The following is an 11,437-nucleotide window of genomic DNA, read 5'->3' as shown; positions in this document are numbered from 1 at the left end:
GCTGTAACTGGATTTGCGGATGCCAACATCGGTGAAACGATCACTTGCCCCAATGAGCCAACGGCTCTACCAATGATCAAAGTAGATGAACCTACTTTGCAGATGACTTTTTGCGTCAACGATTCACCATTTGCAGGTACTGAAGGTAAGAGCGTCACCTCTCGTCAAGTTCGCGACAGACTGTTCCGTGAATTGGAAACTAACGTTGCGCTCCGCGTTGAAGAAACCGACGAAGCCGACAAATTTGCAGTAGCTGGACGGGGTGAACTTCACCTCGGTATTCTGATCGAGAACATGCGTCGGGAAGGATTTGAATTCCAAGTTTCCCAGCCGCAAGTAATTTACCGTGAACTTAATGGTCAAAAGTGCGAACCATTTGAATTACTCGCTCTAGATGTCCCCGAAGAAGCCGTCGGTAGCTGTATCGAACGTCTCGGTCAACGTAAGGGTGAAATGCAGGATATGGTCGTGGGGATGAACGGTCGTTCTAACCTAGAATTCGTCGTTCCCGCACGCGGTTTGATTGGCTTCCGAGGTGAATTCATGCGGATGACGCGCGGTGCTGGGATTATGAATCACAGTTTTCTCGAATATCGTCCGACATGTGGCGATATTTCCGCTCGTCGGAATGGGGTACTGATTTCCTTTGAAGAAGGTACCGCTACAGACTACGCGCTGATGGGTGCGGAAGATCGCGGGACGTTCTTTATCAAGCCTGGAACTAAGGTATATAAAGGAATGATCGTCGGTGAAAATAATCGCCCACAAGATCTAGAATTGAATATCTGTAAGAGCAAGCAACTTACCAACCACCGCGCCTCTGGTGGGGAAGAATTGGTACAGTTGAAGACTCCGATCGATATGACGCTCGAACGCGCTCTAGAATATATCAACGGCGACGAACTCGTGGAAGTAACTCCTCAATCAATTCGGTTGCGGAAGATTACCAAGAAATTAGCCAGACGTTAGGTTAGAAGGCTATTTGCGTAGTGGGAATCCCCCAAACCCCCTTAAAAAGGGGGCTTTAAGATTTAAGTAGCAAACATACTTTTAGAGTAGAGCAGATCTATCTCATTGAATTAATAAAAAGCCCGCACCTGCGGGCTTTTTCTTTGAGGCTTGTCGGTAGGAGCAATTCAATTGCCCCTACCGACAATTCCAGTCTGGCATAATGGAAATGTAGTGAAAACTAATCGATCGAATCGAGGTTTTATGAATGTCGCCCAATCCCTAGCCGAAGAAACAGTCGCGGTTAATATTCACAGTGCAGATCTCCATGTTACGCCAGCACAATTCGACAGGTTATGTGCAGACAATCGAGATTTGCGCCTAGAGTTGACCAAAGAAGGAAAATTAATCGTCATGGCACCAACATTTGGGGAGAGTGGGAAAAGAAATCTTAGTCTGGCGATTCAAGTAGGCAACTGGAACGAGCGAACTGAGTTAGGCGAAGCATTTGACTCTTCCACTGGATATGATTTTACGGCAATCGGTGGCGGTAAAATGTCTCCTGATGTCTCGTGGATTGAAAAATCTCGCTTAGATGGTGTTTCGCTCAGACAGTTTATCCCTGTTGTACCGGATTTCCTCGTCGAGTTGCGTTCTACAACCGACAGATTGAGCGATCTCCAATCCAAAATGCAGGAATATCAACGTCTGGGTGTCAAGTTAGGATTACTGATTAATCCCCAAGATAAACAAGTTGAAATCTATCGATTAGGCAGAGAAACTGAAGTTCTTCAATCTCCAAATGAGATCGACTGTCAGGATGTAATGCCGGGATTTAATCTGGATTTAACGAGAATTTTGTAGTCAGTTCGATCGGGTAACATCGCATTCTTTACTGACATAATAGAGATTGAGACTATAGAGTAGTTAAGAAAATTATGGTTCTTCCAAATATCAGCGATCGAGAAATTGCTCGACGGGGGCGGGATTTGTACGATCGGACGATCCGAGCGCGGGTAGAAACGGCAGATAATATTGGTAAAATTATTTCGATCGATCTTGATACGGGTAACTATGAAATTGGGGAAGATATTCTCGATTTGAGTACTCGCCTGCAACTAAAATCGCCTAACGCGCTAATTTGGGCAGAACGAATCGGGTTTAATGCTGTTTATGCTGTTGGTGGTGCCTTAACTAAGGTAAATTTATCATGATAAATGGGATTGTATTTGGGCGACAACCACAAATTAAACTGGTGTTGCGAACGGTTGACTATCCAGATCTCGAAATTGGCTGTGTTATCGATACGGGTTTTGAAGGTGCGCTGACATTACCCGCAATAGTGGTAGAAAAGCTGCAATTGCCCTATGTAGCGAGAATTAATGTCAATCTAGCCAACGACGAGAATTTTGTCACCTCAGTCCACCGCGCGACCATTATTTGGGATGATGCGGAACTTGATGTCCCCGTCTTAGCAATGGGTCGCCGTCCGACAGTTGGAACGCTGCTACTCGCCACGTATAACCTCAATATTGACTTTTACGATGGTGGAATTGTTAGTATCGATCGAGATGCACAATTTTAGCCATAATTGAGATTATGCAATTTCACAACAGCTATCCTCATTATAAAAATTGAGACCGGGTTTGATGCTGGTTTTTAAAAATAAAACTGCTGTAATCCGCATTCTGTCGTCAGCAATCGCCAAGATTGAAGCGATAAAATCGCGCAAGAGTTTTAAAATGAGAATTGCTGATTTCATATAGGCGATGTATTAATTACAAACACTTACATCCGAAAATGTTTGGGGAGTTCTATTTGCCCAAACAAGTTAATGATATACATATTAAAATAGCTCTTAGGAATATCGATATGAGTTTAGAGACAGTAGTTGCGCCGACAATTCATCCAGAATTGTTGACAGCTTTCAGTCAAGATGAATTTAACAGTCAGGTGATGACTACTTACGGACGGTTTAATCTTGCCTTAATTAAAGGCGAAGGTTGTACCGTTTGGGACACAGATGGTAAAGCTTATTTAGACTTCGTGGCGGGGATTGCCACATGTACGCTCGGACACGCACACCCCACCGTCATTGAAGCCGTAACGACGCAAATTCAGACGCTGACGCATGTTTCTAATCTTTATTACGTCCCCGTGCAAGGTGAATTAGCCAAATGGTTGACCGACCATTCTTGTGCCGATCGCGTATTCTTTTGTAATTCTGGCGCAGAAGCAAATGAAGGTGCGATAAAATTGGCGCGGAAATACGCCCATACGGTGCTGAACATCTCCGAACCAGTAATTTTGACGGCCCATGCCAGTTTCCACGGACGGACGCTAGCGACGATTACAGCTACCGGACAGCCCAAGTATCATAAGAATTTCGCACCCTTAATTCCGGGCTTCCACTATGTACCCTACAATGATTTTGCCGCGATCGAGTCGGCAGTTTCGGAATTAGATGGACGGGTAGCCGCAATTATGCTCGAACCGTTACAGGGCGAGGGTGGAGTCAATCCCGGACAGATCGAGTATTTCCAGCAAGTGCGGAAACTGTGCGACGAGCGGGGAATTTTACTGATCCTCGACGAGGTACAAGTCGGGATGGGACGTTCGGGCAAATATTGGGGTTACGAGCAATTAGGCATCGAACCAGATATTTTCACTAGTGCTAAAGGTTTGGGCGGTGGGATTCCGATCGGTGCTACGTTATGCAAGTCTCGTTGTAATGTTTTCCAACCCGGCGATCATGCCAGTACTTATGGTGGCAATCCGTTTGTCTGTGCGGTGGCTTTAGCTGTTTGTCAAACCTTAGAACGGGAAAATATTTTGGCAAATGTCCAGGCGCGGGGCGAACAATTACGGGCTGGTTTACAACAATTAGCAGCTAAATATCCGGTTATTACTGAAGTTCGGGGTTGGGGCTTAATTAATGGTTTAGAGTTACAAGCCGATAGTAATGCAACCGCGATCGATGTGGTTAAAGCGGCAATGGCAGCGGGTTTATTATTAGTCCCAGCAGGGCCGAAAGTCGTTCGGTTCGTACCACCATTAATCGTCTCAGCCGCAGAGATCGATCGGGCGGTTAGTATTATCGATCGGGTTTTAGAAACAATGTAGAATATTAATAGTAGGGGCAATTCATGAATTGCCCCTACTATTTACGTTTAAAGATGAAACGCAAACAGATATTTCCAATTCAATCGATCGAACTCGAAAAATTATCTACAAAACAACTACTCGGACGGCTCCAACGGCTGCGTCAGTGCGAAGAATCGCTGGAGTTATCCGATCGAGATAATATCGATCTTTCTGGATGTATTGAATTTAAACAAAGTCAAGAGTGGTTAGAAGCCTTTCGAGATGTCAAGCAGATCTTATCTCTGCGAGAACACATCCCGAAGAAATCTCAATCGTTACACTGAATATCTTTCCAAGCTTCGGTACTTAACCAAGGTAAGCCTATCTCAGGAAGTAGCCTAAGCCGTTAGTCATTTATTACAGTATAGATTCAATTCATTAGTCAGTTTTCGTTCGGGACTAAAAACATTTTGAAGATCTTGAGAATTTTCACTAATCTTTGCTGAATTTTGCTTCTTAATGCTGCTGATAAGCTGCTTATTAATTCTACTTCCCTCCTGATACATACTTAAAAACTGCTTTCTATAAATCTTGAGCTTTCGATTACCCAGCTTAACTAAATTTAGATTTTTTGCTGCTTTATCAAAAACCCTGACTAATTTATCTAATATCTCTATATTGCCATTAGTACCAGACTTGGTGACTGTGTTTGTGTCAGCTACCGCTTGGTTAATTACTCTAATCATCCTCGTACATTGGGAAACTTTGCTTGTATGAATGTAGTGAGAATCAGCATAGTTATTAAATTGACAAATTATAGTTAAATTTATTACTAAAGAGATCGATATTTGAGTAGATAATTTCATTGATTTAAGATGTTAAATAATTACCGCTCCGATAGCTATTTGTCGAACAGTCCAATATTGTAACTCACGGTAATTAGCGATCGCAGGTAACACTAACTCTGCTGAAATCTGGTGGTGGCGCGCCCATCGATCTATAGTAAGTTGAGATCGATTCATCTGAATGCCATTTTTTTCAATAAAAAGACAAGACTTTTAGGGATATCGAATAATATGACTGACATTCAACTCAATCTAATCGTTATCCGCTCGATCGATGTTGAGAAATCTATCAAATTTTATCGCCTGTTAGGTTTGAATTTTATAGAGCATCGTCACGGTGGTGGCTTAGAACATTATGCCAGTCAACTAGGGCAGCTAACTTTCGAGATTTACCCCCACACAGCACCAGTAGAGGCTAGTGCAATGACGAGATTGGGGTTTCAAGTTCTGGATCTAGAAGCTACGATAATTCAACTCCAACAAGAAGATATTACGATCGTCCAACAGCCGACAGCCTCCGAATGGGGATTAACAGCAATTGTCGCCGATCCAGATGGCAATAAGATCGAACTAACCCAAGTAGAATAACCAGTAGATCGCCTGCCACCTCGAAATCTGCTTGAATGGTAAGTAACCCACACTCTACACCCAACCATGCAAGTTAAAGCCGCCGTTGCCTTCCAAGCCGGGAAACCATTAGAAATTACTACCGTCGATCTCGCACCGCCACAGGCGGGAGAAGTCCTCGTTGAAATTAAAGCGACAGGAGTGTGTCATACCGATGCCTATACCTTGTCTGGAGCCGACCCAGAAGGCTTATTCCCGGCAATTTTAGGGCATGAGGGGGCGGGGGTCGTTGTAGAGATTGGCGCGGGTGTCACGAGCCTTAAACCGGGAGATCGGGTAATTCCTTTATACGTACCGGAGTGTCGTCATTGCGATTATTGTCTTAGTGGTAAAACTAATCTTTGTCAAGCAATTCGGCTCACGCAGGGGCGAGGAGTAATGCCCGATGGCAGCAGTCGTTTTTCTTATGAGGGGAAAATGTTGCACCATTATATGGGGACTTCGACTTTTGCTAACTATACGGTAGTTCCCGAAATTGCACTGGCGAAAATTCGTCCCGACGCACCATTTGAAAAAGTGTGCTTAATCGGCTGCGGGGTGACGACGGGAATTGGTGCGGTAATTAATACAGCTAAAGTCGAGCCTGGTGCGAATGTGGTGGTATTTGGTTTGGGTGGCGTGGGTTTGAATGTAATTCAGGCGGCGCGAATGGTGGGGGCAAATATGATTATTGGCGTAGATATCAATCCGGCTAAACGTCCCCTTGCTGAAAAATTTGGGATGACTCATTTTGTCAATCCACAGGAAGTTGAAGGAGATTTAGTGCCCTATTTGGTCGATTTGACTAAAGGCGGTGCTGACTATAGTTTTGAGTGCATCGGAAATGTCACCCTGATGCGTCAGGCTCTAGAATGCTGTCATAAAGGTTGGGGGGTGAGTACGATCGTCGGCGTGGCTGGAGCTGGGCAAGAAATCGCCACCAGACCCTTTCAATTGGTGACGGGGCGGGTGTGGAAGGGTACGGCTTTTGGTGGTGCGAAAGGGCGCACGGATGTGCCCAAAATCGTCGATTGGTATATGGATGGAAAAATTAATATCGACGATCTGATTAGTGAGATAATGCCGATCGATCGGGTAAATGATGCCTTTGATGCAATGCATCGGGGTGAGGCGATTCGATCGATTTTGACGTTCTAAGAGCGGGGAGCGGGGAGATGGGAATAAGGAGTAAGGAGTAAAAATATCACTATTCACTATCCACTATCCACTATCCATAGATCTAGACAATACTGGCTTCTAGAGCTGCGACATCAGGAATGAGGAGGAGATCGCGATCGCGATAAATTAGTCCGGCTGCTTCCATTTTGGTGAGTACGCGCGTGACAGTTTCGCGCGCTAACCCGCTCATGCTGCTGAGTTCTCGATGCGGTAGATTGGGAATCTCGACACCACCTGTAGCGACAGATTTACCCTGCCCTTCAACTAAAAATAACAGCGTATCGGCAACGCGAGAGGCACTATTCGATTCACGCAACCGCAGGCGGCGATTGACTTGACGCAATCTTCTTGCCATTAGTTGTGCCAGCCGAATTCCAGCTAGCGGTTCGGTTTTGAGCAGTCTGACAAAATCGTCAGCAGGAATATTGACGATCGTGGCTGGAGTTAAGCTCAATACATCTGTAGAGCGGGGAACTGGCTCTAGTGCTGCCATTTCGCCGACGATTTCGCCCCTACCGACAATATTGAGCGTAATTTCGCGGCCGTCGGCATTATAAGTCCTAATTTTGAGCCAGCCGCTCAAAACAAAGTAAACCGAACTACCCCAGTCATTTTCCAGTAGAATCATCTGATTGGCTGGATGATGGCGAATAGCAGTACGATCGAGTACTGGTTCGATCGCGGCTGCTGGTAATTCACTCAGGAACGGTATCGAAGCCATCGCTTCTCTAACGGAGAGCTGTGCTGGTGCTTGAATGTTGTTATGTCTATTATCCATACTCAAAGGTTTCAATCTACTCAAAAGGAGAACTGATGCAGCCCCAGCAATTCGCAGCTTGCTGACACTTGAGGCGGCGATTGTCTTGAGGACAGGCTCCGCCAACGATCGATACTACATAACCCAAGTTGCTAGTTATGGGTTTTTAGTGGGATGGGTGTTAGGTTTTAGCGAAAAGTGCGGTCTACTTTATTTATAAAAGCAAGAGCATTTGCACCTTGCCATTATCCCCCGATTACCTTAGCATTGCCTCCTTTAGAGGTACTCTCTATCTGTAGTGCTATGGACTGACGACTTAAACTAGTATGCCCATAAAATCACCTCTTCCCACTATTTAAGACAATGAATTTACCAAACTCGATTACACTTTCGCGGCTCTTGGGTTTACCGATCGTTGTTTATTGCCTTTATAGCGATCGATCGTCCGTTCGCTGGGTGGGTTTTGGGGTATTTTTGGTAGCGGCTCTGACTGACTGGTTGGATGGTTATCTCGCCCGTAAGTTAGATTTAGTAACCGATTTGGGTAAATTTCTCGATCCGTTGGTCGATAAGTTATTAATTTTAATCCCACTGTTAATCCTCATCGATTTACAGCTAGTGCCAGCAGTTGGCGTTTGTTTGATTCTAACCAGAGAACTGACGATCGCGGGGTGGCGTGTCGGTCAAACTCAGATTAGCGGTGCTAATAATTGGGGCAAAATCAAAACTGTCAGTCAAATTATCGCGATCGCCATTCTCATCGCACCCATCTCGCCCACATCTTTCCCCTGGCAGATCGACAATTGGCATTTTTATGGTTTAGTTGCTTTTTGGGGATCTGTCTTACTGACTCTCATTTCTGGCTTACTTTATATTCTTCCGCCCAAAATGCACTCCTAGCAAGGATCTTAGCCACTCATTATCTGGAATTATCCTCTGCTAAAAATGTTTTCCACCGATCTTAATATTTAATTAATAACTTTAGCAAACCCGATCGGTTTTGGGTGCAAACGTCCTTTGTGTATAGCTTACAGTCGATAACAAGTCCCGATTTGCGCCGATCGACCGCCAAATCGCACTCGCATCTTCATGAGATTTAGCTTTACAATAGGTAACAGTAAATGACCCAAACTTGTGATTTATCGAATCGTACATCCCCCGAATGGTCGGTAGATATCCTGGTTTAGGTTATGTCGTTCTTGGAGTAAGCTATCTGATGGATTATATCGAAAGAGTGCTCGAAAAAATTAAGCACTGGGCTGACAGGTTAATAGAAGCATTACTAGGCCCAGCAGCGCAGCCAGAACCCGAACTCATTCCAATTCCAGTAAACGATAGAATGCGGAAACTGCGATAGTCAGGAGTCTGAATCAATGCTCGCGACCGATGGTAATAATGCTCATCAATCGAGCATTCTAGTTTTACATGGCCCAAATCTCAACTTATTGGGATTGCGGGAGCCAGATATATATGGAGTATCTACTCTAGCTCAGATCGATACCCAACTAACTGAGTTGGGTCGGTCGTTTAATGTCGCGATCGAGTCTTTTCAATCCAATCATGAAGGCAGCTTGGTCGATAAGATCCATGCCGCACGAGATCTTCACGATGGGATTGTCATCAATGCTGGCGCGTATACGCATACCAGTATCGCCATTCGCGATGCAATCTCAGCGGTACGAATTCCTACAGTAGAAGTCCATCTGAGCAACATTTACAAACGCGAAGAATTCCGCCATCATTCATATTTAGCCCCGATCGTCATCGGTCAAATTAGTGGTTTTGGCGCGCACAGTTATCAGCTCGGTTTACAGGCTCTGATCGTTCATTTGAAGTGAGGGAATAAGGATTAGGGAATACGCCCACACCCCTCACACTCCTAAGCACGACTAGGACTATACCCCACCCAAGCGGGAGTAGTTGCGCCCAGCGGTGGCTGACTGTCTTGAGCTGAGGGAGATCGTGGTAACATACACGAAAACGTACTTCCCTCGCCCAGCACGCTCTCTACCCAGATCTGGCCGCCATGTTGTTGGATGATACTTCGACAAATCGCCAAGCCCAAACCAGTCCCTTCACCGCTGCGGGCATCAGAAGCATCGACTTGCTGGAACCGCTCAAAAATTACACCTAACTTATCCGCCGGAATCCCGCGTCCGCAGTCGCGAACTTGAAATAACATTTGTCCGGTTCGTTTGCTAGCGGTGAACCAGATCGTACTATTACGGGGCGAAAACTTAATCGCATTACCAATTAAATTAGTAAAAGTCTGAATCATGCGATCTCCATCCACCCAAACTTGTCCGCCTGTATCGCTGACGCTCAGATGAATGCCAGCTTTATCAGCTAGGGGTTCGATTGCTTCGACGGCTTTAGTCATCAATTCCGATACATTCCAGACCGATTTAACCATCGGCACCGTACCAGACTCGATCCGCTCGATATCTAGAATATCATTGACCAGCCGCATCAAGCGATCGGTACTTTCTACCGCAATAGTTAATAACCGTTTTTCCTTCTGTGGTTGCTGGATTAATAAGCCGCTATCGAGCATTTTAAGCGAGCCATAAATTGATGTCAGCGGCGTGCGTAGCTCGTGACTGACGATCGCGATAAACTCATCCTTCATCTTTTCGATCTGGTGACGATGGGTGACATCTAGTACCAACGAAAATACCGACTCCATCCGACCCGCATCATCTAGCAAAATGGAGTTGTACCACTCGCAATTAATAATCGTGCCATCTTGACAATAGTTACGATTGATGGTGACGTTGCTAGCCTCTAAGCCAGATATCAGTCGTTCCATGACTTGGGCGATGCGTTCGCTATCTCCGGGAATTACAAATTGCCATTCATCGGGACGTTTGCCCACAACTTGCGCTGACGACCAGCCAAAAATCTTTTCAGCAGTTGCCGACCAGCGACTAACCCGAAATTCGCGATCCCATTCAATCGCGGCAAAGGGCGAATTCTCGAAGTGGAAGTTAACTTTCTGAAGCGCATCGCGGAGGTTATTTTCGATCTGTTGGCGTTCGGTGACATCACGCAAAATCATCGTACATACTTTTTCCGTCCCCAGATCTAAATACGAGATCGAAGCTTCGGCGGGGAATTGAGTCCCATCGTGTCTGATACCGATAACTTGTCTTCTGGTCTGCTTGGGTGAAGCCAGATGAGATCCCGATTCAGATGTTATTTGCGGATGGTTGCAATTATCGACATCGATAAAACCTTTCGGGAGTAATAGATCTAACGATTTTCCGATCGCCGCTGCGGCTGGATAACCAAAAATTTGCTCGGCTCCTTGATTGAACAAGGTAATCTGAAGATCGCTATCGATGGCAATAATGGCATCGCTGGCAATTTCTAAAATTCCGGCAAACCGCGATCGAGAAATATCTAGTGCTGCTTCGGCTTTTTGGCGTTCGAGCAGTTCGAGTTGAAGCCGATGATTGATTTGTTGAAGATCGCGAGTGCGTTCGATCACCCGTTGTTCGAGTTCGATTTTAGCTTGGCGCACGGCAGCTTCGGCGCGTTCGCGCTCGATCGCATAGCGAATCGATCGCAGTAATAAGTTACTATCGACTTGTCCTTTAATTAGGTAATCTTGCGCGCCTTGTTGCATGGCAGAAATCGCCAGATCTTGGTCGTCAAGACCCGTCAGGACAATAATCGGGATGTTGTAGTCTCGATCGGACAAATTTAAAAATGAAGCGATGCCCTGGCTATCTGGCAGGGACAGATCGAGCAAAATTACATCGAAGGGACTGCTATTTAGACGTTCGCTAGGATCGATCGATAGTTGTTCGATCGCAGCGGCTAATGTCATCACTGGGGTAATGTAACACTGAGTCGCGATCGCTTCTCGCAAGATTTCTTGCAACAATCGAATGTCTCCAGGATTATCTTCAATTAGCAATATGTTGAGAACAGTAGTCATGCTGCGCTCTGGGGGATGAGGGGACTGGGGGACTGGGGGACTGGGGGACTGGGGGACTTAGATATTATCAATCCA

Annotated in this window: 15 protein-coding genes and 1 pseudogene; 11 read left to right on the top strand and 5 right to left on the bottom strand. The window is 45.5% G+C overall.

The genetic code is table 11. The features are described 5' to 3' along the window. The 4 genes and pseudogenes from RMO79_RS18135 to RMO79_RS18120 all read left to right on the top strand — a co-directional run. Positions 1 to 969 (top strand): annotated as a pseudogene (locus tag RMO79_RS18135) (translational GTPase TypA); the annotation flags it as partial. A 243-nt stretch (positions 970 to 1,212) separates the two neighbouring features. Then, the gene (locus RMO79_RS18130) at positions 1,213 to 1,812 is read left to right on the top strand and encodes a Uma2 family endonuclease (RefSeq protein WP_310484642.1); all 600 of its coding nucleotides are present in this window, start codon (positions 1,213 to 1,215) and stop codon (positions 1,810 to 1,812) included. A gap of 74 nt (positions 1,813 to 1,886) precedes the next feature. Next, a complete protein-coding gene (locus RMO79_RS18125; RefSeq protein WP_310484641.1) occupies positions 1,887 to 2,162 on the top strand; it encodes a hypothetical protein in 276 nt (91 codons plus the stop codon). Next, on the top strand, positions 2,159 to 2,533 hold the full coding sequence (locus RMO79_RS18120; RefSeq protein ID WP_310484640.1) for a clan AA aspartic protease: 375 nt from the start codon (positions 2,159 to 2,161) through the stop codon (positions 2,531 to 2,533). The genes RMO79_RS18125 and RMO79_RS18120 overlap by 4 nt, the downstream gene beginning before the upstream one ends. Positions 2,534 to 2,545: 12 nt before the next feature. Here RMO79_RS18120 and RMO79_RS18115 read toward each other — a convergent pair whose 3' ends face one another. Continuing rightward, a complete protein-coding gene (locus tag RMO79_RS18115) occupies positions 2,546 to 2,710 on the bottom strand; it encodes a hypothetical protein (protein WP_310484639.1) in 165 nt (54 codons plus the stop codon). Between the two features lie 110 nt (positions 2,711 to 2,820). Here RMO79_RS18115 and RMO79_RS18110 point away from each other — a divergent pair, with 110 nt between their 5' ends. After that, entirely contained in the window at positions 2,821 to 4,071 is a 1,251-nt protein-coding gene (locus tag RMO79_RS18110; protein WP_396136629.1) for an aspartate aminotransferase family protein, read from the top strand. A 53-nt stretch (positions 4,072 to 4,124) separates the two neighbouring features. Next, entirely contained in the window at positions 4,125 to 4,376 is a 252-nt protein-coding gene (locus RMO79_RS18105; protein WP_310484638.1) for a hypothetical protein, read from the top strand. Between the two features lie 66 nt (positions 4,377 to 4,442). On the opposite strand, the gene RMO79_RS18100 is transcribed toward RMO79_RS18105, so the two are convergent. Both RMO79_RS18100 and RMO79_RS18095 read right to left on the bottom strand, forming a co-directional pair. Next, complete coding sequence (locus RMO79_RS18100) at positions 4,443 to 4,898, bottom strand: hypothetical protein (RefSeq protein ID WP_310484637.1); 456 nt, start codon at positions 4,896 to 4,898, stop codon at positions 4,443 to 4,445. Between the two features lie 12 nt (positions 4,899 to 4,910). Further along, positions 4,911 to 5,054, bottom strand: a complete 144-nt coding sequence (locus RMO79_RS18095; RefSeq protein WP_310484636.1) for a hypothetical protein — start codon at positions 5,052 to 5,054, stop codon at positions 4,911 to 4,913. A gap of 54 nt (positions 5,055 to 5,108) precedes the next feature. Here RMO79_RS18095 and RMO79_RS18090 point away from each other — a divergent pair, with 54 nt between their 5' ends. Together RMO79_RS18090 and RMO79_RS18085 are read left to right on the top strand one after the other, a co-directional pair. Then, a complete protein-coding gene (locus RMO79_RS18090; protein ID WP_310484635.1) occupies positions 5,109 to 5,465 on the top strand; it encodes a VOC family protein in 357 nt (118 codons plus the stop codon). 66 nt (positions 5,466 to 5,531) lie between these two features. Further along, a complete protein-coding gene (locus RMO79_RS18085; RefSeq protein ID WP_310484634.1) occupies positions 5,532 to 6,641 on the top strand; it encodes an S-(hydroxymethyl)glutathione dehydrogenase/class III alcohol dehydrogenase in 1,110 nt (369 codons plus the stop codon). An 82-nt stretch (positions 6,642 to 6,723) separates the two neighbouring features. On the opposite strand, the gene RMO79_RS18080 is transcribed toward RMO79_RS18085, so the two are convergent. Beyond that, the gene (locus tag RMO79_RS18080) at positions 6,724 to 7,440 is read right to left on the bottom strand and encodes a Crp/Fnr family transcriptional regulator (protein WP_310484643.1); all 717 of its coding nucleotides are present in this window, start codon (positions 7,438 to 7,440) and stop codon (positions 6,724 to 6,726) included. Positions 7,441 to 7,782: 342 nt separating this feature from the next. Between RMO79_RS18080 and pgsA the strand changes: the two genes are divergently transcribed. From pgsA to aroQ, 3 genes are all read left to right on the top strand, one after another. Continuing rightward, positions 7,783 to 8,319 (top strand): CDP-diacylglycerol--glycerol-3-phosphate 3-phosphatidyltransferase, encoded by a 537-nt coding sequence (gene pgsA / locus RMO79_RS18075; protein WP_310484633.1) that lies wholly within the window; start codon positions 7,783 to 7,785, stop codon positions 8,317 to 8,319. Positions 8,320 to 8,635: 316 nt separating this feature from the next. Next, positions 8,636 to 8,776, top strand: coding sequence for a hypothetical protein (locus RMO79_RS18070; RefSeq protein ID WP_310484632.1), 141 nt, complete (start codon positions 8,636 to 8,638; stop codon positions 8,774 to 8,776). A 16-nt stretch (positions 8,777 to 8,792) separates the two neighbouring features. Continuing rightward, positions 8,793 to 9,257, top strand: a complete 465-nt coding sequence (aroQ, locus tag RMO79_RS18065; RefSeq protein WP_310484631.1) for a type II 3-dehydroquinate dehydratase — start codon at positions 8,793 to 8,795, stop codon at positions 9,255 to 9,257. Positions 9,258 to 9,298: 41 nt separating this feature from the next. On the opposite strand, the gene RMO79_RS18060 is transcribed toward aroQ, so the two are convergent. Further along, the gene (locus RMO79_RS18060) at positions 9,299 to 11,362 is read right to left on the bottom strand and encodes a PAS domain S-box protein (RefSeq protein ID WP_310484630.1); all 2,064 of its coding nucleotides are present in this window, start codon (positions 11,360 to 11,362) and stop codon (positions 9,299 to 9,301) included. Between the last annotated feature and the right edge of the window lie 75 nt (positions 11,363 to 11,437).

The organism is Chamaesiphon sp. VAR_48_metabat_403 (assembly GCF_031422475.1).
GTDB lineage: Bacteria > Cyanobacteriota > Cyanobacteriia > Cyanobacteriales > Chamaesiphonaceae > Chamaesiphon.
The sequence above is the reverse complement of the archived record's forward strand: the minus strand, read 5'-3'. Positions and strand labels throughout refer to the sequence as shown.